The following is a 23186-nucleotide window of genomic DNA, read 5'->3' as shown; positions in this document are numbered from 1 at the left end:
TAAAAAAAGCCCCACCGGGGACCGGCAGGGCTTTCGTCGCATTTGCACTCAGCCGGCTAATCAGCCCGGATGGACCATGTTTTCCGGACGGACGAACTGGTCGAACTCCTCATTGGTCAGATAGCCGCCGCCGACGGCTTCCTCGCGCAGGGTGGTGCCGTTCTTGTGGGCCGTCTTGGCGATCTTGGCGCAGGCGTCATAGCCCAGACGGCCATTGAGCGCCGTCACCAGCATCAGCGAGTTTTCCAGGCCGCGCTTGATGTTGTCGAGGCGCGGCTCGATGCCGACCACGCAGTTGTCGGTGAAGGAAACCGCCGCGTCGGCCAGAAGCCGCACCGATTGCAGGAAGTTATAGGCCATGACCGGGTTGAAAACGTTCAGTTCGAAGTGGCCTTGCGAACCGGCGAAAGTCAGCGCCGCATTGTTGCCGAAGATCTGCACGCAGACCTGCGTCATAGCCTCGCACTGGGTCGGATTGACCTTGCCCGGCATGATCGACGAGCCCGGCTCGTTTTCCGGCAGGGCCAGTTCGCCCAGGCCCGAACGCGGGCCGGAGCCTAAGAAGCGGATGTCGTTGGCGATCTTGAACAGCGACGCAGCCACCGTATTGATGGCGCCGTGCGAGAAGACCATGGCGTCGTGGGCCGCCAGGGCTTCGAACTTGTTCGGCGCCGTGGTGAAGCCCATGCCGGTGATCGAGGCGATCTTTTCGGCCACGCCCTCGGCGAAACCGATCGGAGCGTTGAGGCCGGTGCCGACCGCGGTGCCGCCCTGCGCCAGTTGCATCAGCTTGGGCAGGGTCTGGTTGATGCGTTCGATGCCGTTGGTCAGTTGCTGGGTGTAGCCGCCGAATTCCTGGCCGAGCGTCAAGGGCGTTGCGTCCTGGGTATGGGTGCGGCCGATCTTGATGATGTCCTTCCACGCCTCGGCCTTGTCGTTCAGGGCGTTGCGCAGGGTTTGCAGGGCCGGCAGCAGACGGTGGACGATTTCCTCGGCGCAGGCCACGTGCATGGCGGTCGGATAGGTGTCGTTCGACGATTGCGACATGTTGACATGGTCATTGGGGTGGACGGGCTTCTTTGTGCCCATCTCGCCGCCCAGGATCTCGATGGCGCGGTTGGAGATCACCTCGTTGGCGTTCATGTTCGACTGCGTGCCGGAACCGGTCTGCCAGACGACCAGCGGAAAGTGCTCGTCGAGCTTGCCTTCCATCACCTCATTGGCGGCTGTGATGATGGCGGCGCCGATGGCCGCATCAAGCTTGCCGAGCGCCATATTGGTTTCGGCGGCGGCGCGCTTGACGATGCCGAGCGCACGGACGATCGGCAGGGGCTGCTTTTCCCAGCCGATCTTGAAATTGCCGAGCGAACGCTGGGCCTGCGCGCCCCAGTACTTGCTGTTATCGACCTCGATGGGGCCAAAGGTATCGGTTTCGGTGCGGGTGGCTTTCGTCATTTTAGGCTCCGTGGGAGGTGTCGGATCGGATGGTCCGGTCTGGATGGCGGTATGGGTTTCCCGTTCGGGCATGAAGCTGGTGGCGGTGATCCGTCGCTTTTTCTTCGAACCGGACAACCAGTCTAACAACCCCATAACGCCCTCCATAACCGGCAAAAAACGTGCGCTTATCCGTTATGTCCGCAGGGGTCAAAGCGCAATGAATTTATGCGTAGGCGGGCATATTTTCCTCTTATACCTCCCCAATTTGTTGGGGTTTGGCGAAAGCGAAAGTATAGCTTTCGCAAGCCATGGGACCGCACGAGCCGCGAAGCGGTGAGATGTGGTGGTGGGGGTTCTTGCTACCCTAAAAAAGTAAGAAACCCCACCACCACGCCTCTGATGAGGCGCGGTCCCCCTCCCCGGCACAGCCGGGGAGGTATAAAGAATGGCTAATCTGCGTATTTCCAGCGAAACGTGAATTTTTTCCACCCGCCTGCACCTATTTGCTCCACTTCCTCAGGCTTAACCCGAGCGTATTTCAGAAACGCAAGTGCCGTTGCTTCACCAAATCCCATATCTGGCGGCGTTTCCTTAATCACGACACAGCGACTAAGCTCTCCATTGGCATCAACCTGGCAATCCACAGTCGCTGAACCATTGATCTCAAGGCGTTTGGCCTTTGGTGGATAATATCCGGCATCCATGACGAAATTCTGGGCATCCGCCCGCGTGCATACTGTGGCTCCTACTGGAATTTCCGCAGGAGGTGATGCGGACGCTTCCTCAGTTCCCATAAGCGTTGCGGCCATCATAACAGCTATAAACATAGCCCCCCCTATTTTTTGTGTGGTCAGACCTTAACAGATATCATTTGGGGCGTCACGCTACCGCCTCCGCCAGAAATCCCCCCGTCTGCCGCGCCCACAGCCGTGCATAAAGCCCGCCCGCCGCAATTAGCTCGTCATGCGTGCCGGTCTCTATGATCCGGCCGCCATCGATCACCACCAGCCGGTCCATGCGGGCAATGGTCGAGAGCCGGTGCGCGATGGCGATGACCGTCTTGCCGGCCATCAGTTCCAGCAGGCTTTCCTGGATCGCCGCCTCGACCTCGGAATCGAGCGCCGAGGTCGCCTCATCCAGCACCAGGATCGGCGCATTTTTCAGCAGCACCCGCGCAATGGCGATGCGCTGGCGCTGGCCGCCGGAAAGCTTGACGCCGCGCTCGCCGACATGGGCGTCATAGCCGCTGCGGCCCTGGCCGTCATTGAGATCGGGGATAAAACCCTGCGCATGGGCGCGCGCCGCCGCGCGTTCGATTTCGGCATCGGTGGCGCCTGGCGAGCCATAGGCAATATTGTCGCGGATCGAGCGATGCAGCAGCGAGGTATCCTGTGTCACCATGCCGATATGAGCGCGCAGGGATTCCTGGCCGACATGGGCGATATCCTGGCCGTCGATCAGGATGCGGCCGCTTTTCAGATCGTAAAGCCGCAGGAACAGATTGACGAGGGTTGACTTGCCGGCGCCCGAAGGTCCGACCAGCCCGATCTTCTCACCGGCGGCGATGGTCAGGGTAAAATCCTGGATGGCCGGCAGATCGCCATAGGAAAAGCCGACATGATCAAAGCGGACTTCGCCCTGGCGCACTTCCAGCGGCGGCGCTTTGGCGCTATCCACCACCGTATGCGGGCGGGAAATGGTCTCGATGCCGTTCTGCACCGAGCCGATATTCTCGAACAGGCTGGTGACCTGAAACATCACCCAGTTCGACATGCTGATCAGCCGCTGGGTCAAAGCGCCAACCAAGGCAATGGCCCCGACCGTTATCAGGCCCTGGCTCCACAGCCAGATGGCCAGCGTGGCCATGACCAGCAGCAAAACGGAATTTATAAAGGCGGTTGAGGTATCCAGCCCGGTGATCAGACGTTCCTGTACCTGCCATTTCTGACAGTTGGTCAGCAGGCCTTCGCGGACATAGTCGTCTTCGTGGCGCGTGCCGGCAAAGAGCTTGACCGTCTGGATATTGGTATAGGTATCAACGATGCGCCCCACCAGCGCCGAACGCGCCTCCGCCCCTTCGCTGGCCGCCACGCCGAGCTTCGGCACGAACCAGGCGCAGGCCAGGCCATAGACGACGCTCCACACGAGAAGTGGGATAACCAGACGCCAATCGGCCTGAAAGAACAGCACAATGGCGCTGCCGAAATAGATGACGACATAGAGCAATGTATCGCACAGAGTCGTCAGGGTATTACGCACGGCCGAGGCGGTCTCGACCACCTTGGAGGCGACGCGGCCGGCATAGTCATTGGTGAAAAAGCCGATCGACTGGCGCACCACATGGCGGTGTGATTGCCAGCGGATCAGGTTGGGAAAGTTGCTGGTGATCGCCTGACGCAGGAATAGCGAGTGGATAAAGCCGATCACCGGCCAGACGATGCCGATGATTACCGCCATGCGCATGAAGTCGGCGCCATGCGTGCGCCACAGATCGCCGGGCTTGGTATAGGTCAGGTAATCGACGATATCCGCCATAAAGCGGAACACCGCCACTTCGGTGATGGTGTAAAGAAAACCGGCGATGAGGATGGCGAGGAACAGCGGCCACGCCTGTTTGAGATACTGCCAGAAGAAGGGCAGCAGCTTGTCGGGCGGCGGACCGTCTTCATGCGGGCCGAACGGATCGATCATCCGCTCGAAGCGGCTATAAAGGGCATTAATCAGAGACATGTCCTGCATATGCCTTTCCCGGCCGCAAAAAGAAACCCCGCCGGAACACCGACGGGGTTAAACTTACGGGTGCAGGGTGAACCCTGCGAACCTTACTTGGCGCCGAAGAGACGCGCCCAGAAACCGGGCTTCTTCTTTGCGGCGCTCGCCGTGCTGGCCGTGAAATCGCTGGCCTTCTGGGTCACGCTGGCGGTAACTTCGTCGGCCTTCTTGGCGAGGTCGTCGATGGCCGGCTTGGCAGCCTTCACGGCGTCGTCGAGCTTGTCACGGGCGGCATCCATGGCAGCTTCGGCCTTGGCGGCCGCTTCCTTTATCACCGGCGCAGCGGCGGCCTTCAGATCGGCGGCCTTTTCAGCCACGTCGGCCTTGGCCTCGGCAGCGGCAACCTTGACCGTTTCGACGGCCTTGGCGACCTTGGCCCTGGCTTCGGTCACGGTCTTCTTGGCGGCCGGCTTGGCTTTCGCAGCCGGCGCGGAAACCGCCTTGGTGGCTTTTACCTTGGCTGCGGTCGCGGCTTTCTTCACGGTCTTGACGGCGGCATCAGCCTTCTTTGAGACGGTCTTGGCTTCGGCGACAACCGGCTTCTTGACGTCGGCAACCAGAGACTTGGTAGCCGCGGCGGCCTTCTTCGGCGCGGCTTTCACAGCGGCGGCGGTTTTGGTCGCGGCCGTCTTGGTGGCGGCAGCGGCCTTGGCCGGTGCGGCTTTCACAGCCGAAGCCACCTTTTTAGCCGCGGGCTTTGCAGCCGCCACAGCCTTTTCCACCGGGGCCTTGCGCGCCAGGGTTTTCTTCACACCGGCATCAGCCGGAATGTCTTTATTTTCGCCAGTCGTTGATTTTGTGGTAGCTCTCGCCATCGTCTGTCCTTAAATGCCCCGTTCAGGAGTGCGCATCCATCGCGCATTAAAGTGAAGTTACCCGAATCGGCCGATCAAATCAAATAAAGCCTATTCTTAATCTTATCGCAGAGCAATATGACCTACAATCCGCAGCAAATCATCGCCCGTGGCCCCCGTTTAATCTCGGAAACCGCCGCCGACGCCATCGACGGCGACGTACTGCTGGAAGGCGCCACCTATTCGATCCTCGAAGAGGACGAGGACAGGAATATCTGGCGCATCGACGCCTTCCCCACCACCGAGGAAGAAGACACGCGCCTCAAGGATATCCTGGCCGGTTATCCCGAACTGACGGTCACTGCCGATCAGTTGGCCGATGCCGACTGGCTGGCCATGGCGTTGTCGGGCCTGCCGCCGGTGCGTGCCGGACGTTTCTTCGTCTACGGCATCCATGATCGCGGCCGCGCGCCGGATAATACGGTCAACCTGCGCATCGAAGCCGGCGCCGCCTTCGGCACCGGCCACCACGGCACCACGGTCGGCTGCTTGCAGGCCTACAACGACCTTCTGAAAAAGCGCGGCTTCGGGCGCGTCCTCGATGTCGGCGCCGGCACCGGCGTGCTGGCCATCGCCGCCGCCAGGACCGGCACCGCCACTGCGGTAGGCACCGATATCGACGAAAACAGCGTGCGCATTTCCAACGAAAACGCCGCGCTCAACAAGTGTAATGCGCGCTTTGTCTATGCCAATGGACTCAACCACCGTCTCGTTCGGCAGGACGCACCCTATGATCTCGTCTTCGCCAATATCCTGGCGCGCCCGCTGGTCAGCCTGTCCATGCCGATCCGTGGCGCCCTGAAGCCGGGCGGCCTCGTGATCCTGTCGGGCCTGCTGCGCACCCAGGAGCGTTTCGTGAAAGCCGCCTATCTCAGCAAGGGCTTCCGCTTCATCCGTCACATCCACCGTGACGCCTGGTGCACCCTGGTGATGCAGAAGGTCTGAACTTCTCCTCCCCTGTAGTGAAGCGTACGGGGGAGGTGTCGAGCAAGCGAAGCGCGTCGAGACGGAGGGGGCAATTCCTCATCGTCTATTAGCCCCCTCCGTCAGCGACACCGGCTCTTCGAGCCTCGCGCTGCCACCTCCCCCGCTTTGCAGGGGAGGAGAAGGTATATTTGCCAAAAAACCACAGCTTACGGACAATTTTCTCGCGCTCTTGAAATTGTACGATTTTCCGGCACACTAAATAAATCAAATAAAAGAAACCCGCCAAATGGGTTTTACCGGGAGAGCGCCAATGTTCATGCACAAAATCCTCGCCGCTACAGTTGCGTCCGCCGCCCTGCTGGCGGCTGTGCCCGCGATAGCACAGGCGGCAAAGCCGGCGCCAATGGTCATCTATGACGATGAACTGAAAAACGACTGGCAGAACTGGAGCTGGGGCGTCACCCTGCAAATGTCCGTACCCGCCGGTCAGGTCAAGCCGATCAAGGTCGAGGGCACGCCCTGGTCGGCGCTTGACCTGCACCATTCGGCGATTTCGACCAAGGGTTACAGCAAGCTGACCTTCTTTATCAATGGTGGGGTCGATGGCGGCCAGCAACTGATGGTCAAGGCGAAGGCGCCCGGCGGTGTGGCTATCGATTCAAACTATGTCATCGCGCCCAAGGTCAAGACCTGGGTGGTCGTCGAGGTGCCGCTGAAGGATATCGGCGCCGATGACAAGATGATCGAGGATGTCTTCATCCAGGGCAGCGCCGATGCCTATAAGCCCTATTACATCACCAAAATTCAGCTTGAATAGTCATCGCATCTTCCTGGCGAGATGTTTCTTTCGTGCTTCAAGAGCATTATACATCATACATTCCATGCGGTAGGTCTGCGGTTGCGGACCGCCGCCTTCGTCATGATATTCGCCGTCCCAGGGTTCCGGTTTGAGCAGATATTGAAATGGCCAAACATCCGCGCGTGCACGACCGCAAAGGACGCAGTGGCGCGGCACATGAGCACGACGCCAATCCGACCAATCCACCATAATATGGGTTCCGCACCGTGGGCAGCGAGCGGCAGCACCGAGCGCAAAAAAGAACCAACCAAGCGCAAATGTGATAGCTGAAATTTCTAAATGACTGTCGTGCATACCGAACCGTACCGCCAGGCTGACAACCAAGCCAATGGCAAGCAAACGCCATGCGTTGGTGAGAATACAAGCGATGAAGCAGCCACCAGTGAGCAGCTCAACAAAAATGAAATCCGAGCTGTATATGCCAAAAGCCAGCAAGAAAAAGCTGGGAATAAAGAACGCTAACGGATAGCGCATACCACGCCACGCCCCCTGCAACATAGCCGCACTCTAATCTGATGCACTTATCCCGTCATGCAAATTCGCACGAAACTTTCCTTTGAAACGAAACACGGCAAGCCTATAGTGACGTCGATAATTTCATGCCTCACGAGTACCCGCCATGACCGCAGATTCCGCTCACTTCCAGCATTTCGATGTCACCACACAGCCATCGCAGGGCGTGACCAATGTCGCCGCCTTGCGCGCTGAAATGCGGAAAATGGGCCTCGATGGCTTTATCGTTCCCCACGAGGACGAGCACCAGAATGAATATCTGCCCGACGCCAATGAGCGCCTCGCCTGGGTCTCCGGCTTTACCGGCTCGGCCGGAGCGGCGATCATCTTCATGGATCGCGCCATCCTCTTCGCCGATGGCCGCTACACCCTGCAATCGCGCGAACAGACCGATCCGTCCGTTTTTTCGGTCGAGGATTTCAACGCAAATTCGCTGACCGATACGGTGGCGAAGGCGCCGCGCGGATCGGTGATCGGTTATGATGCTGCACTCATCAGCCCGTTCAGCCTGAATGCCCTGCAAGCCGCCGCCGATGGTGCCGGCGTCTCCCTGAAATCGGTCTCGCCCAATCCGCTCGATCTCGCCTGGGGCACCGCGCGGCCGGCGCAGCCCATGGCCCTGATCGTGCCGCAGCCGCTCGACTATGCCGGCGTCGCCTCGGCCGATAAACGCGCGCATCTGGCCGCCACCCTGAAAGCCAATAACATCGCCGCGGCCCTGATCACCGCGCCGTCGTCCCTGGCCTGGCTGTTCAATATCCGTGGCGGCGACGTCATCCGTTCGCCGCTGCCGCTCGGTCAGGCCATCCTGAAAAGCGATGGTTCGGCAGACCTCTTCATCGAACCCGCCAAGATCAGCGACGGCCTGCTCGAATGGCTCGGCAATGAGGTCAGCGTCAGCCGCCGGCAGGACGTGACCAAAAGCCTGACAGCCTTCGCCGGCCAAAGCGTGCTGATCGACGCCAATCTGTCCTCGGCCTACTGGCTGGAGACTATAAAGGCCGCCGGCGCCGCCCCCCTGACCGCCGATGATCCGTGCCTGCTGCCGCGCGCCTGCAAGAATGATGTCGAGCTCGCCGGCACCACCGCCGCCCATATCCGCGACGGCGCGCTGCTGACCACCTTCCTACACTGGGTCGCCACCGAGGCGCAGGACACCCTGCCGACCGAGATCGAGGTGGCGCAGAAGCTGGAGGCGATCCGCAAGGCGGGTAGCGATATCCGCGACCTGTCGTTCGACACCATTTCCGGCTTCGGCCCGCATGGCGCCCTGCCGCATTACAAGGTCAATGTGTCGAGCGACCTGAAAACCGCCAAAGGCAATCTGCTTCTGGTCGATTCCGGCGGCCAGTTCCTTGACGGCACGACCGACGTGACGCGCACCGTGGCGATGGGGGAGCCGACCGCTGAACACAGGCGCATGTTTACCCTGGTGCTCAAGGGCCATATCGCCCTGGCGACGGTGAAATTCCCCGCCGGCACCACCGGCACGCATCTTGATGCGCTGGCGCGGCAATTCCTGTGGGCCGAGGGCTTCGACTACGATCACGGCACCGGTCACGGCGTCGGCGTCTATCTCGGTGTCCACGAAGGCCCGCAACGCATCGCCAAGGCGCTCAACCGATACGCCCTGCAAACCGGCATGATCGTTTCCAATGAGCCGGGTTTCTACAAGGCCGGCGAGTTCGGCATCCGCATCGAGAACCTGCAATATGTCACCGAGGCAGAAATCCCGGCCGGCGGCGAGCGGCCAATGCACCGCTTCGAGAACTTAACTTACGCGCCGATCGATCATACCCTGATCGACGCGTCGCTGCTCACCCCTGCCGAGCGCGCCTATATGGATAGCTATCATGCGCGCTGCGTTGAATTACTCAGCCCGCTGGTTTCGGATGAGGTGCGTAAGTGGCTGGTCGAGGTCTGCAAGCCGCTGTAATCAGGCGGCGCTGGCTTTACCGGGATGACTGCCGGCGCGTTGTGGCAGCAATGCAATCAACGCAATGATCGCAACCCCCAGCACAACGGATGCGATAGGCCGGCTGAGGTTCAGGCCGCCGTGATCCAGCGGCTTGTCAAGGAAATCACCAACCGTAGCGCCCAACGGTCGTGTCAGGATGAAAGCCGCCCAGAACAGCAGGACGCGCGATATTTGCGTGCGGAAATACAGCACGGCCACAATCGCCAAAGCCACGGCGAAGACGGCCGCGCCGCCAAGGAACCCCAGGCCGGTATCGTCCGCCATCCAGTCGCCCAAAGCCGTACCGAGCGTTTGAGAAAAGGTGATGGCCAGCCAATAGAAGACCTCCACCCGCGGCGTACTGACGGTATCAACCGAAATCGATTTCTCGGTAAAGTACCAGGCGCCAAGGACAGCGATCACGCAGGCGAACAGCACGGTTGATCCACCGGCATAGCCGATGCCCAGCGAGCGGTCGAAGAAATCGGCCATAGTCGTGCCCGCGGTGGTCGAGGCGATGATGGTGGCCCAGTAGAGCCAGGGATGGAACTTTTTCGCCACGATCTGCGCGACGACCAGCACGACCAGAAACCCCAGAAAGATGAAAGTGCCGGTCAGGTAGCCGAGGTTCATGGTCATCGTGACCGTATCACCACCCGTTTCACCCAGCGTCGTGGCCAGTATCTTTATAACCCAGAAGCCGAGCGTCACCGCCGGCACCTTGCTCAAAACGTCATCCCGGCTCATATGCGTTTCTCCTGATCAAAAGGTCGTCTGAAGAGCGGCATACCAGTTATAGCGCGCCGTTTCGCCCGTGTTCTGTAAATTCGGGCCGGCATAGGCGAGCAGATGATAATGGTCGTTGAGATCATAGGTCAGGCCGGCGCCAAGGGCAGTGGAGGCCCGCCCGCCTTTCGCATCCGCCGTTTCATGAACGATCTCGCCGCCGATATGTAGGTTGGGCGCTACGTCGCGTGTCACCACCCAGCCGGCCTGGCAATAATTGCGGGCATCACCACCATGAGTATAGACGCATCCGCCGCCGCCATAGGTCGACCAGCCGTCACCACTGCGCCCGATCCACACCGGCAGGAAGAAGGCGGCGTGGTCATCCCCGACCTGATCGCTGGCGCTTTTCAGAATGATGCGTGGATAGATGGCCACATCCCAGCCAAAACCATCTTGATGCAGGAAGCGATATTTGGCGGCCACTTCGATATTACCGATCCCACTGGTGGCACGACCAATTTTCGGATGATCATATTCAAACGGCACCGCTATATTGATATGCAGGTCGCGCGCCAGACCATAATTGAAATCGATGCCGGATGCCCCGCCGAAACCATCGCGCGTCGTCGACCCCGCCGTGAAATAGAAGGTCTCGAAATGATGCAGGTCGACCGGCGCTGGATCGTCAGTGATGAAGGGCGGCCCCGCCTCCGCCGCGCAGGGCGCCAGCAGCAGGACGAGAAGGGACAGGATCAGGGGGCGTTTCATTCGCCAATCATCTCCAGCCATTCGTCTTCGGTCAGGACTATCACGCCCAGTTCGGCGGCCTTCTTCAGTTTGGAACCCGCGCCCGGACCGGCCACAACATAGTCAGTTTTGGCAGAAACCGAACCGGCAACTTTCGCGCCCAGCCGTTCGGCCTGCGCCTTGGCCTCGTCGCGCGTGAACTTCTCCAGCGCGCCGGTGAAAACCACCGTCTTGCCGCTGACCGCATGATCGCCGGTCACGGCTTCGGCATCCTGTACATCGGTGATCTGTTCGCGCAACCGGTCATAGATGCCGCGCTGATAAGGATGCGCAAAATAGCTGATCACCGCGCCGGCCACCACGGGGCCGATCTGGTCATGATGTTCCAGCCCCTCACGCGCCGCTTCATCGCCGCCAGCCGCCGCCACCATCGAGTCATAGAAATGGCGTTCGCTGCCATAGGCGCGGGCCAGCAAACGGGCGGTTGTTTCCCCCACATGCTTGATGCCAAGGGCGGCGATAAAGCGATCCAGCGACAAATGACGGCGGCTCTCGATAGCGGCGAACAGGTTCTTGACGCTGAGATCGCCGAAGCCCTCGCGGTTCTTGAGTCTGGTCAGCGAGGCGGTGTCGCGCGCCTCCAGGGTGAAGATATCGGCGGGTTCCTTGATCAGGCCTTCTTCGTAAAAACGCGCCAACTGCTTTTCGCCCAGACCTTCGATATCGAGCACACGGCGCGAAACGACATATTTCAGATATTCGATGCGCTGGTGCGGACAGGCCTGATCGCCGGAGCATTTGCGCGCCACACCCTCCTCACCCTTGGCATTGGTTTCGCGCACCACCTCGGTCTTGAGCGGACACGGGCAGACGGTCGGGAACTCGTATTTCGGCGCATTGGCGGGCCGTTCGTTGATCTCCACACCGACGATCTGGGGGATGACGTCGCCGGCGCGCTGGACGCGCACCATGTCGCCAATATGAATATCCTTGCGCTCGATCTCGTCGGCATTGTGCAGGGTGACATTGGTGACGACGACGCCGCCGACATTGATCGGCTCCAGCCGCGCCACCGGCGTCAGCGTCCCCATGCGGCCGACCTGGATATCGATGGCGGTCAGGCGGGTAAGAGCCTGCTGCGCCGGAAACTTGTGCGCGATGGCCCAGCGCGGGCTGCGCGACACGAAGCCCAGCCGCCGCTGCCAGTCGAGGCGATCGACCTTATAGACAACGCCGTCGATATCGTAGCCGAGGCCGGAACGTTCCTTGCCGATATGGTCATAGACATCGAGCAGCCCCTGCGCACCTTCGACGCGGACAGAGTTCGGATTAACCGCAAAGCCCCATTCGCGGAACTTTTCCAGCGCCTCGGACTGCGTGGTGACAAAATCGGGATCGCTTACCTCACCCCAGGCATAGGCGAAGAAACGCAGTGGCCGCGCGGCGGTGATGCTGGCGTCCAGTTGCCGCAGAGCGCCGGAGGCCGAATTGCGCGGGTTGGCGAAGATCTTGGTGCCGTCCGCTTCCGCCTTGGCGTTCATCTCGGCGAATGCCTTCAACGGCATATAGACTTCGCCGCGCACCTCGATACGTTCAGGATGATCGGCGCCAGTCAGGCGATGCGGAATGTCCTTGATGGTTTTGGCGTTCTCGGTGATGTCCTCACCGGTTCGGCCATCGCCACGCGTGGCGGCGCGCACCAGTTCGCCCTTTACATAGAGCAGGCTGCACGACACGCCGTCGATCTTTGGCTCGGCGGCGAAGGTGACCGGTTCATCAGCGGGCAACTTGAGGAACCGGCGGATGCGATCCTCGAAATCGGTGACGTCTTCCGCCGCAAAAGCGTTATCCAGCGACAACATGGGCACGCCATGAGCCACCGGCGAAAACTTGGCCGAGGCCGAACCGCCCACCGTCTGGGTCGGGCTGTCCGGCGTTTTCAGGTCCGGATATTCGGCTTCCAGCGCGCGCAGTTCGACTTCCAGCGCGTCATAATCCGCATCGGTCAGTTCCGGCGTTTCCTGATTATAATAGAGGTCGCGGTGATACTGAATCTGCGTGGCAAGCTCGGCATGGCGGGCGCGGGCGTCGTCACTGCTCATATTTGGGGTCATTGGGAATCTCTGTAAGCGGCAGCCCAGCCTAACTGCCACAAAGCTCAGATATTGTCAGGATTATTCCACGGCCTATCATCCGGCCCTTCGAGGCTGGACCGCGTGGCGCGATAGCACAGCAGGATCAGGCAAAAAAGCGCGCCGGCGACGAGGCCCAGATTAATATAGCTATGCAGCTTCGTGGCAAATTCGGGCGTCAGCCGATACTGCCAGCCATAGGTATGCAGGGTAACGGCGGCGCAAATGGCCGTCACCATCAGCGCCGCGACGGCGAATTGCAGAAGAAAAAAGAAGATATGGCGGATGATGGACATCGGCTCAGGCCTCCTTGGCCTAGCGAGATTATACCACTTCCGCCGCCTTAAGTCGAATGGCCGCTGCGCGCGCTTCCGGCGTGATCTCGGCGCCGGAAAGCATCCGCGCCAGTTCCTCCAGCGCTTCTTCCGGTTGCAGTACGACCACGGTCGAACGCACGCTGTCATTGTGCTCGGCCTTGGAGACCTTGAGATGCTGATCACCGCGCGCCGCCACCTGCGGACTGTGCGTCACCACAATGACCTGCTGGTTCTGCGCCAGACGCTTGAGACGAAGCCCCACCGCATCAGCTACAGCCCCACCGACGCCCTGATCGACCTCATCAAAGATCATCACAGGACCAACGGCATCTTCGCCGCCGCGCCCAGAACCTGAAGTGGCCAGCGCCGCTTTCAGCGCCAGGGCGAAACGCGCCAGTTCGCCGCCAGACGCGATGGCGCCGAGGCCGCCCCACTCCGCGCCCGGATTGGTCTTGACCTCGAATTCGACGACATCGCCGCCGGTCTGGCCAAAGCGTTCCGGCTCCAGCGGCCGCAGGGCCACGCGGAAACGCGCCTTGTCGAGCTTGAGCGGCACAAGTTCGCTCATCACCGCCACCGCCAGGGCTTCACCAGCCTGCATTCGTTTAATTCGCAGCGCCTCAACAGCCGCGTGGAAGGCTTTCTGCGCCGCGTGCATGGCGATGTTCAGACGGCCCAGATGCGCATCCAGGTCTTCGATCTGGTTCAGGCTGGCGGCGATGCGCACCCGTTCCTTTGGCAGGTCTTCGACCAGCACACTCAGCTTGCGCGCCATCGCGCGCAGGGCGAACAGACGCTCTTCAACGCGATCCAGTTGCCCCGGTTCGACATCGAGGCTGTCCGCCGCCTGATCCATCAGGGCCAGCGCCTCATCGGCGGCAATCAGGGTGCGATCTAGGGCATCCGCCGCTGCCGTCAGCCGCGCCAGCACTGGGTCTTCCGAGGTGGCGCCGGCCTGCATGGCGCGCGTGCGGGCATGATCGAGCGCACGAAATGCCTTGACCAGCCGCTGCGACAACTGATCGCCGCCAACCGCCGTCCGCGCCTCCAGAATATCCTCCAGCGCCCGCTCACCGGCCCCCAGCAGGGCGCGTTCGGACGCCAGGGTCGCCTCCTCGTCCGGCTGCGGATTGAGCCGATCCAGTTCCTGCAAGCGCAGGGTCAGGGTTTCCAGTTCCGCCTTGTCGGCGTGCGCGCGCTTCATCAGGTCGCGGTGTTCATCGCGGATGGCTTTCAGCGCTTTCCAGCTTTCGGATACCTTCGCCAGTTCCGGACCATTGGCTCCATAATTATCCAGCATTCCCAGATGAGACCGGGCGTCGAGCAGCCCCACCGTCTCGTGCTGGCCATGGACCTCCAGCAGGCTGTCACCCAGCGCCTTGAGCACCGCCACACTGACCGGCTGGTCGTTCACAAACGCCTTGGAGCGGCCATCGCGCGACACGACCCGGCGCAGCATCAGGCTCTCGCCCGGCTCCAGCGCCAGGCCCTTATCTTCGAGGAAATCATAGAGCGGATGGCTGGCGGCAATCTCGAATTCAGCGGTCACAGACGCCTGCGACGCGCCATTGCGGATCAGGCCGGTATCGGCGCGCGCGCCGGTGGCCAGACCCAGCGAATCGAGCAGGATCGACTTGCCCGCGCCGGTTTCACCGGTCAATACGCTCAGGCCCCGGCGGATATCCAGTTCCAGCCGGTCCACCAGGACCACATCGGCAATCGTCAAACGTGTCAGCATAGGGCACCGAAACAAAAGCGGCGTCCGACTCATGCCGGACGCCGCCTCATAAAATCACATCAATGAGAACATTACAAGAACTTAGCTGAATTTCCAGAAACTCAGCCAGCTTTTCTTCTTTTTCAGGTCCGGCGCTTCCGGCCCCTTCTTGCCAGTCGGATCGGGCGCGACGGCGGGCGTAGCGCCCTTTTCTTTCAGCAGCTTATAGGCCGCCGAATACCAGCGATCACCCGGATAGTTATAACCCAGCACGGCGGCGTCACGCGTCGCTTCCTCGTGCAGGCCCATCATTTCATTGGCTTCGACCAGGCGGTACAGTGCTTCCGGCGTGTGGCTGGTGGTCTGGTAATCGCTGGCGACCGTCTTGAAGCGGCCGATGGCGGCCAGCGGCTGGTTGTCGTTCAGATACCAGCGACCGACGTCCATTTCCTTGCCGGCAAGCTGATCCTGCACCATGTCGAGCTTGATGCGCGCGTCCTTGGCGTATTCGCTGTCGGGATAACGGCGAACCACATCGGTTAAAAGCATCTTGGCGCTGTCGGTATAGCCCTGATCGCGGCCGACATCGACAATCTGTTCAAACGAGCAGATGGCCTTCATGTAGTAGGCGTAGGGCGTCAGTTCGCTGCCCGGATAGAGCTTGATGAACTGGTCGGAAGCCGCCGTGGCCTCGGCATAATGATCGGCCTGATACTGGGCGTAGATGATCATGACGATGGCGCGGCGCGACCATTCCGAATAGGGATGCTGGCGCTGCACTTCCTCGAAATAGGTAACAGCGTCGGCCCAGCTCTTCTGGTCCAGCTTCTGCATACCGGTCTGATAGAGCAGCTCCACCGGACGCTCCTCATAGACGAGGTGCTCTTTCGGTCCCTTGCCGGCGCAGGCGGACAGGCCGGCTACGGAGACGCTGGCCAGCAGAATGACAATGGCCGATTTCTTGAGAAGCCCCACAACGCTCACGTAATAATCCTCTTGATGACAGCCGTTAGACCGGCTGTTGAATCTTTGATCGGGGATACATCTACACGAGCAGCGCGCGCGCGCCAACCGGAATTAACCGTGACCGCGCGGCTTAGCCGACATCCGCCAGAGCCGCGCCGCGGGTGACGATGCGGTAGGCATCCGGACGCGACAGTAGGGCGCGGACCAAGGCATTATTAAGGCCGTGACCGGCGCGGATTCCTTCAAACCTGCCAAGAATGGGCATCCCGAGGACATACAGATCGCCGATAGCGTCGAGCGCCTTGTGACGGACGAATTCGTCGGTGAAGCGCAGGCCGCCTTCGTTCAGGATCACGTCGCCGTCGATGACGATGGCGTTGTCGAGCGAGCCGCCACGGGCCAGACCGGCCTTGCGCAGGGCTTCGACGCCATCGAGGAAACCGAAGGTGCGCGCCGCAGCCAGTTCTTCGCGGAAGGACTGTTCGGTGATGGCGAGATCGACGACCTGGTGGCCGATCGGCGTACCCGGAAAGTCGATTTCAAAACGGACTTCGAACTGATCGGCCGGCAGCAGCGAGGCGCGCTTGTCGCCTTCGATGACGTCAACCGGCTTGAGGATTTCGATGACCTGCTGCGGCATGGCCTGACGGCGGAAGCCGGCCTGATCGAGCAGTTGCACGAAGGGCATGGCCGAACCGTCCATGATCGGCACTTCAGGGCCATCCAGCTCGACACTGACATTATCGATGCTCAGGGCGGCGAAAGCGGCCATGACATGTTCGATGGTAGATACAGAAACGCCGGCGGCGTTGGTGATGACGGTGCCCAGGGTCGTCTTGGTGACGTTATGGGCCAGGGCCGGCACGCGGTTGTCGCGGTCGGTGATATCGGAACGCACAAAAACAACACCGGCGCCGGCCGGCGCCGAACGCACGAGCATACGCACAGGCACACCCGTATGGAGGCCCATACCGGCGATAATAGCCGCATGGGCCAGAGTCTGTTCGTTCTGATCAGGTAACATACCGCTCACCTTATTGCCGCCCCCGCGTACTCAAAATCCGGCATAAAAAAAATGCGGGCGCATTTCTGGCCCGCATTCGGTATCTCATTTTTGACGCCCGTTCACAAACGAACTTCTATTTCCGTTTGTAACGCCTTACTTAACAAGGCTTTAATTAGCGAGGCGCCTTAAGGAACTTCTATTTCCGTTTGTAACGCCTTACTTAACAAGGCTTTAATTAGCGAGGCGCCTTAAGAAAGAAGGGATTTCCAGATCATCCTCCGTGTCCATCGAGGGCTGGACTTCCGAGCGCGTGGCCGGGTTCAGGTTCGATTTGACCTGACCGGGCACATAGCGATCGGCTTCGTCCTGCACAGGGGCGGATTGCGCCACGGGCGCCGCAGCCGGCATGGCGGCCGCGCTCTGGCGCTGCGGGAACAGGCCGCGCCAGAAGGATTCACGGCCTTCGTCTTCGGTGTTCAGGCGCGGTGCAGGGGCCGGCTGGCTGGGACGTGGCGCCGCTGTGTGGGCGTAAGGATTGGGGCGCTGGATCTGTGGGGCGACAGCCGGACGCGGCGCAGGCGGCGCAGCCACAGACGCCTCTTCGTCTTCAACCATCGGGTCAACGATCCGGCTGATGACACGGGGCTCAGACGCCGGCGCGGCGGGGGCCGGAGCCGCCACAGGCGCCGAGCGCTCTTCAAACAGGCTGGAACGAGCCGCCGCCGGTTGCACCACCGGCGTTACGGGAGCCGCAGGCGCAGCCGCCACAGGGGCCGGACGCGCTTCGGCTACAGGCGCGGGAACCGGGGCAGGTGTTGCGGCGGCGGGCGCTTCGCTACGACCATAGCCAAGGCCGAAGGTCGGCGCAGGCGCCGGCTTCGGCGTCGAATTGAGGGTATTGAGCGGGGTTTGCAGCGCCACGCCGTCCATGCCGGTGGCAACGACGGACACGCGCAGCTTGCCTTCGAGGTTCGGATCGAAAGCGGCGCCGAAGATGATATTGGCTTCCGGATCGACTTCCGAGGAAATGGCGTTGGCCGCTTCATCGACTTCATGCAGGGTCATGTCGAGACCGCCGGTGACGTTCACCAGCACAGCCTTGGCGCCCTTGAGCGAGGTTTCGTCGAGCAGCGGGTTCTGGATGGCGTTTTGCGCGGCGAGCAGGGCGCGGTCTTCGCCCGAAGCCTCGCCGGTGCCCATCATCGCCTTGCCCATATCGGACATGACCGAGCGGACGTCGGCGAAATCGAGGTTGATCAGGCCGGGCAGGACCATCAGGTCGGTGATCGAGCGAACGCCGGCGTGCAGCACCTGGTCGGCCATGCCGAAGGCTTCGGCGAAGGTGGTGCGCTCGTTGGCGATGCGGAAAAGGTTCTGGTTCGGGATGACGATCAGGGTATCGACATAGCGTTGCAGCTCGGAGATACCGGCGTCCGCCAGGCGCATCCGGTGGCGGCCTTCAAAGGTGAAGGGCTTGGTGACGACGCCGACGGTCAGGATGCCGCGTTCGCGGGCGCACTTGGCGATGATCGGCGCCGCACCGGTGCCGGTGCCGCCGCCCATGCCGGCCGTGATGAAGACCATATGCGCACCTTCAAGGTGCTCGGCGATCTCGCTGCCGGACTCTTCGGCGGCGGTCATGCCGACTTCGGGGTGCGCGCCGGCGCCGAGGCCCTGCGTGATGCCGACCCCCAGCTGGATGCGGGCGTCGGTGCGCGAAAACTGGAGCTGTTGCGCATCCGTATTCGCCACGACGAACTCCACGCCCTCAAGGCCGGCTTCGATCATGTTGTTGACAGCGTTGCCCCCGGCTCCGCCTACACCAAACACGACAATACGCGGCTTCAGTTCTGTTGCGCGCGGCGCAGAAAGATGAATAGCCATGTTATCCAGTGAACCTTTCACGATCTCTCCCATTCGGGGTGCGAATGGCGCTGTTAGATCCCCGATGCCAGGGTCGCATGAGACTACAATTATGCTTAACGAATAGTTACCCGATAACTTGAGTCGGCCAAAAAGGAAGCCGTTTTGGTAAGATTTTTTAACCTAGATTACCAAAATGTGACTTTTCTCCCGGCAGTGAGTCCTAAAGGACTCACAAAGGAGTCATTGGAGTTGCGCTTTTCAGCCGGAGGATGAGTAACGCTTTCCAGAAGGTTAACGCGCCGCGCCTGGGAACGGTATACGGTTAGTGATTTGACCGGCCCTACAGATTGCTTTTCAACCAGTCGATCATACGGGCGAGGATATTGCCGGCGCCACCACTCGGGGCATCCTTCGGACCGATCTTGGCCGCCATGATCTTCTTGACCGGAACGACATCGCGCGGCCCGTAAAGGGTGCGCAGGATGACCCCTGCCGTGGCGGCGAATGAAGGCCCGGCGGCGGCGTCACCCAGGTGCGGCACACGCATCGGCTTGCCCAGACGGCACGGACGGTCGAAGACGCGGATCGCCAGTTCACGGACGCCGGCCAGTTGTGACGCACCGCCGGTCAGCACAATACCCGCGCCGGGTTCGATGACCACCCCGGACGCCTTGATCTTCTCACGCAACAGTTCAAAGGTTTCCTCAACACGCGGGGCGATAATGCCCTTGAGGATCGAGCGCGGCACAATGATCGGCGCGCCGCCGCGATCGTCGCCACGCGGCGGGGCCTCGACCGTTTCGCGGTCTTCGTGGGCCGAAGCGATGGCCGAGCCATGCAGGGTCTTGATGCGTTCGGCGCCGGCGAGCGTGGTCGAAAGCCCGCGGGCGATATCCGCCGTGACGTGGCTGCCGCCGACATTCAGGCAATCGACATGAACCAGGGTGCCGTTGGCAAAAATGGCCGCGGTCGTGGAGGACGCCCCCATATCGATGCAGATGCAGCCCAGTTCCTTTTCGTCCTCTTCCAGAGCGGCGACAGCGGCGGCCAGCGGCGCGCAGACAATGGCCTGCACTTCCAGGTGCGCCAGCGCCACGCACTGATTGATGTTGTTGAAGACATTCTCGTCGATCGTCACCACCAGCAGTTCGAGGCCAAGCGCCCGGCCGTTCAGGCCGCGCGGATCGCGCACGCCATACTGGTCATCGACGCTCCACGACACCGGCAGCAGGTGGATGGCGCGGCGGTTGGGAAAACGGACCTGCGCCAGGGCCGAGGCGATGGCGCGGTTCAGATCCTGATCGGAAATCGGTTTCAGGCCGAGCGACACCAGGGCCGAAACCTTGTGCGAGGCTGTCTGCGCGCCCGGAATGGTGACGCGTACCCCCTGGATCGACACATTGGCCATGGCTTCAGCGCGTTCGACGGCCTGGGCGATGGCCTGCGAGGCCGCTTCCATATCGATGACCGAACCGGCGCGAATGCCCTTGGACTGGACATAGCCGACACCGGCGACGCGGATCGACTGATCCGACTGGCGCGCGCCTTCGGGACGCATGATGAAGCAGCCGATCTTCGAGGCGCCGAGATCGAGCGAGGCGATCAGGCCCGATCCGGCGGGCGGACGGCTGCCGGCCTCACCACTGGTGGCGGGCGCCAGCCGGGCGGCTTTTGCCAGTTCCGGGTTTATGGCGGCGGCTTTGGCGTTCTGGCGATCTTCAAATCTGGACATGAGTTTCTACTTTTGTCAGACTTAGTGGAGGGAGGGAGCGGGAGACGGCGGCGTGGCGGGATGGGCGTCAAGCGGCACCACGACAAGGGAATCGGGATCGAGCAGGTCGATCGAGGCGAAGCCCTGATCGAGCACGCGTTGCTGCGTCATCAGGACGTCGAGCCGGGCCATGGCCTGTTCCTGATTGAGCGCCGGCAGCTTGATCACCGCGCCATTCTTGAGCAGGACATTCCAGCGGCGCGTATTGACGCGTTGCAGGGCGTAGGTTTTTTCGAGCAGGGCCGGGCGCTGGCGCATCAACTCTATAATGGACGGCGCGGCTTCATTGGCGCCCTCGCCCACCACGAACGGCAGGTCAGGAAAGCGCGTCGAAACGGCTTCGGGGATGATATTCCCCTCGTCGTCGATGACGGTGTTCTTGCCATTATATTGCCAGACGGCCAGACGCGGACGCTCGACGACGTCAACGATCAGCACACCCGGAAACTGGCGACGCACCGTGGCCGATTTCACCCAGCCGACATTCTCAACGTCTTTCTGCACGCTGGTGAGGTTCATCAGGGCAAACGGCTGGTCCTTCTCGAACTTGAGCGCCTTGCGCACGTCCGGCGAGGCTTCCTCGCTGACATTGACGAGTTGAATCTTTTGCAGCTTCAGGCCGATGGAGGCCATGCGGGCGTCGGCAAAGCGGGTCATGGCGCTGCCCAGGGCCTCGGCGCGATGGCCGGTCAGCAGGACAACGGACAACAGGCCGGCAATGATCAGAACCGCTACCCAGGCCGTCAGTTCGTTCGGCATATGGACCGTGCCGATGACGCTGCCCTTGCCAGCAGGCGCGCCCTTGCGGCCGGAAGACCGACCCGCCGCACGCGGCTTTGCCCCGGCGCGCCCGGCAGGCTTCGCCGCCGATTTGTCGGCGGGGCTGGCTTGTCGTCTGCCACCTCGAACGACAGCGGGCATAGGCTCTCTCCAATTTATCCTGGCCAAGGGTTCTCTGGCCACAGTCTGCCCGGAAAAGAGCGCATCACGCGCGCGCTTTGATTCAAGCACGCTTCGTCAAACACTCCCGCCCGGCTGGTAAGCGCCTATAAAAGCCTGAACGTCCTTAATAGAGTGATAACGGCGGCAAAAATCGTAAGGAATTTGTAACGATATTTGCCGGAATGGCGCCGCGACTTGTAACGCCGCCTCTCTGCGCCTAATTTCGCACCATGGCATCCAAGACAACCCTTAATACCCAGAACCTGGAAACCCTGGGCGCCGCCCATCTGGCCCGGTTGCTGATGGAGATCAGCGAAGGTAACGCCAACGCCAAACGCTTGCTGCGTCTCGAACTGGCCGGCAGCGAAAGCCCCTCGAAGCTCGCCAACGAAATCCGCAAACGCCTGACCGCCATCAGCGCGGCGACGACCAATGTCGGCTGGCGGACGCTGAAGGGCTTCCGCGCCGATCTGAACACCCAGCGCCGGCTGATTGCCGAACAGGTGTCGGCCGCCGCACCGCAGGAGGCCTATGACCTGATTTGGCAGTTCATAACCTTAAGCGACGCCGTGATCGAACGCACCAGCGATACCTCTGGCGGCGTGCGCGAGGTCATGGCCAGCGCCTGCCAGGATGCGGCAGCAATCGTAGCGCTTGCGAAGCCGGATGTGAGCGACTTGGTAAGGTTGATCACCGCCGCGCAGATGGCCAACAGCTATGGCCAGAACGATACTCTGATACCGCTGATGTCACCCTTGCTGGGCGAGGACGGGCTACAGCGGCTGAGGGAGGCCATTCTTGCCGCGGCGAAGGAACCGGCCGCCACGGTGACCGCGCGGTCGCGCCCGGCGAAACGCTGGCGCAAGCGCGTGCTGGCCGCTTCGGAAGCCCTGCGCAAACGGACGCGCGCCGAAAGCACGCGCGTGGCCTTGCTGGCGATCGCCGATGCTTTGGGCGATGTCGAGGCCTTCATTGCCCTGATGGCGGACGCCTACCTGCCGGCCTCCGCCGCGCAGATCGCCAGCCGCCTGCTCAAGGCGGGGCGGCCGGCCGATGCGCTGAAGGCGCTCAACGGCGCCCGGCAAAATCCGCGTTCCGGGATGCCGTCCGAATGGCCAGCCGAGTGGATCAATGCCCGCATCGCCGCCCTGGAGGCCCTGGACCGCAAGGATGAGGCGCAGCGGGTTCGTCTTGAGCGCTTCCGCCGCACCCTGGAGGCGGATTATCTGCGCGCCTATTTGAAACGCCTGCCCGATTTTGACGATATCGAGGCCGAGGACGCAGAACTGGATCACGTCAAGGCATGGCCCGATGCCAATGCCGCCTTAGGCCTGCTGACGGGCTGGCCGTCGCTCGAACGCGCGGCGCATCTGGTTATCGACAGGGTGCGCGAGATGGACGGAAACGACGCCGAACGCCTGACCTACGCCGCAGACCGCCTGTCATCCCGCTATCCGCTGGCGGCCCTGCTGCTCCAGCGCCAGATCGTCGAGGCGCGTCTGGCGTCCTTCAGCGAAGCGGCACACGAAGCCGCCGTACTGCCTTTTCTGGAAGCCGAAAGCCTGGCGCGGCATATCGACGACTTCGGCCGCCACGAGCCGCATGATGTCTGGCGGAAAAAGCTGGAAAACGTCTATGCGCGCCGCACGGTTTTCTGGAAGGGCTTGCCGTAGG

General features: G+C 61.6%; 19 protein-coding genes. 4 read left to right on the top strand and 15 right to left on the bottom strand.

The genetic code is table 11. The features are described 5' to 3' along the window. Positions 1 to 60: 60 nt before the first annotated feature. The 4 genes from fumC to VL130_RS07725 form a co-directional block, all read right to left on the bottom strand. Positions 61 to 1455: a class II fumarate hydratase gene (fumC, locus tag VL130_RS07740; protein ID WP_325362391.1), complete on the bottom strand. Its 1395-nt coding sequence runs from the start codon at positions 1453 to 1455 to the stop codon at positions 61 to 63. Positions 1456 to 1886: 431 nt separating this feature from the next. After that, a complete protein-coding gene (locus VL130_RS07735; protein WP_325362184.1) occupies positions 1887 to 2264 on the bottom strand; it encodes a TonB family protein in 378 nt (125 codons plus the stop codon). 52 nt (positions 2265 to 2316) lie between these two features. Further along, on the bottom strand, positions 2317 to 4176 hold the full coding sequence (locus VL130_RS07730; RefSeq protein WP_325362182.1) for an ABC transporter ATP-binding protein: 1860 nt from the start codon (positions 4174 to 4176) through the stop codon (positions 2317 to 2319). Between the two features lie 83 nt (positions 4177 to 4259). Then, a complete protein-coding gene (locus tag VL130_RS07725; protein WP_325362180.1) occupies positions 4260 to 5024 on the bottom strand; it encodes a hypothetical protein in 765 nt (254 codons plus the stop codon). A gap of 117 nt (positions 5025 to 5141) precedes the next feature. Between VL130_RS07725 and VL130_RS07720 the strand changes: the two genes are divergently transcribed. Further along, positions 5142 to 6008: a 50S ribosomal protein L11 methyltransferase gene (locus tag VL130_RS07720; protein WP_325362179.1), complete on the top strand. Its 867-nt coding sequence runs from the start codon at positions 5142 to 5144 to the stop codon at positions 6006 to 6008. A gap of 292 nt (positions 6009 to 6300) precedes the next feature. Continuing rightward, positions 6301 to 6807 carry a hypothetical protein gene (locus tag VL130_RS07715; protein ID WP_325362178.1) on the top strand — a complete coding sequence of 169 codons (507 nt, stop codon included), beginning with the start codon at positions 6301 to 6303 and terminating at the stop codon, positions 6805 to 6807. On the opposite strand, the gene VL130_RS07710 is transcribed toward VL130_RS07715, so the two are convergent. Further along, entirely contained in the window at positions 6808 to 7323 is a 516-nt protein-coding gene (locus VL130_RS07710) for a hypothetical protein (RefSeq protein WP_325362177.1), read from the bottom strand. A gap of 145 nt (positions 7324 to 7468) precedes the next feature. Here VL130_RS07710 and VL130_RS07705 point away from each other — a divergent pair, with 145 nt between their 5' ends. After that, positions 7469 to 9298 (top strand): aminopeptidase P family protein, encoded by a 1830-nt coding sequence (locus VL130_RS07705; RefSeq protein ID WP_325362176.1) that lies wholly within the window; start codon positions 7469 to 7471, stop codon positions 9296 to 9298. On the opposite strand, the gene VL130_RS07700 is transcribed toward VL130_RS07705, so the two are convergent. From VL130_RS07700 to VL130_RS07655, 10 genes are all read right to left on the bottom strand, one after another. Next, entirely contained in the window at positions 9299 to 10066 is a 768-nt protein-coding gene (locus VL130_RS07700; RefSeq protein ID WP_325362175.1) for a hypothetical protein, read from the bottom strand. Positions 10067 to 10081: 15 nt separating this feature from the next. Then, the gene (locus tag VL130_RS07695) at positions 10082 to 10816 is read right to left on the bottom strand and encodes a hypothetical protein (protein WP_325362174.1); all 735 of its coding nucleotides are present in this window, start codon (positions 10814 to 10816) and stop codon (positions 10082 to 10084) included. Continuing rightward, positions 10813 to 12909, bottom strand: coding sequence for an NAD-dependent DNA ligase LigA (gene ligA / locus VL130_RS07690; RefSeq protein ID WP_325362173.1), 2097 nt, complete (start codon positions 12907 to 12909; stop codon positions 10813 to 10815). The genes VL130_RS07695 and ligA overlap by 4 nt, the downstream gene beginning before the upstream one ends. 44 nt (positions 12910 to 12953) lie before the next feature. Then, entirely contained in the window at positions 12954 to 13223 is a 270-nt protein-coding gene (locus VL130_RS07685) for a hypothetical protein (protein ID WP_325362172.1), read from the bottom strand. Between the two features lie 28 nt (positions 13224 to 13251). After that, positions 13252 to 14982: a DNA repair protein RecN gene (gene recN, locus VL130_RS07680; protein ID WP_325362171.1), complete on the bottom strand. Its 1731-nt coding sequence runs from the start codon at positions 14980 to 14982 to the stop codon at positions 13252 to 13254. Between the two features lie 81 nt (positions 14983 to 15063). Next, positions 15064 to 15945, bottom strand: coding sequence for an outer membrane protein assembly factor BamD (locus VL130_RS07675; protein WP_414636234.1), 882 nt, complete (start codon positions 15943 to 15945; stop codon positions 15064 to 15066). A gap of 112 nt (positions 15946 to 16057) precedes the next feature. Then, positions 16058 to 16951: a UDP-3-O-acyl-N-acetylglucosamine deacetylase gene (lpxC, locus tag VL130_RS07670; RefSeq protein WP_325362170.1), complete on the bottom strand. Its 894-nt coding sequence runs from the start codon at positions 16949 to 16951 to the stop codon at positions 16058 to 16060. 213 nt (positions 16952 to 17164) lie between these two features. Next, the gene (ftsZ, locus tag VL130_RS07665; protein ID WP_325362169.1) at positions 17165 to 18817 is read right to left on the bottom strand and encodes a cell division protein FtsZ; all 1653 of its coding nucleotides are present in this window, start codon (positions 18815 to 18817) and stop codon (positions 17165 to 17167) included. A gap of 322 nt (positions 18818 to 19139) precedes the next feature. Next, positions 19140 to 20531, bottom strand: coding sequence for a cell division protein FtsA (ftsA, locus tag VL130_RS07660; RefSeq protein WP_325362168.1), 1392 nt, complete (start codon positions 20529 to 20531; stop codon positions 19140 to 19142). Positions 20532 to 20552: 21 nt separating this feature from the next. Further along, positions 20553 to 21491: a cell division protein FtsQ/DivIB gene (locus tag VL130_RS07655; RefSeq protein ID WP_325362166.1), complete on the bottom strand. Its 939-nt coding sequence runs from the start codon at positions 21489 to 21491 to the stop codon at positions 20553 to 20555. Between the two features lie 251 nt (positions 21492 to 21742). On the opposite strand from VL130_RS07655, the gene VL130_RS07650 reads away from it, so the two are divergent. Next, entirely contained in the window at positions 21743 to 23185 is a 1443-nt protein-coding gene (locus tag VL130_RS07650) for a DUF6880 family protein (protein ID WP_325362165.1), read from the top strand. Position 23186: the final 1 nt, after the last annotated feature.

This window comes from Asticcacaulis sp., assembly GCF_035497195.1.
Taxonomy (GTDB): Bacteria; Pseudomonadota; Alphaproteobacteria; order Caulobacterales; family Caulobacteraceae; genus Asticcacaulis.
This window is presented reverse-complemented; position numbering and strand designations above follow the sequence as displayed.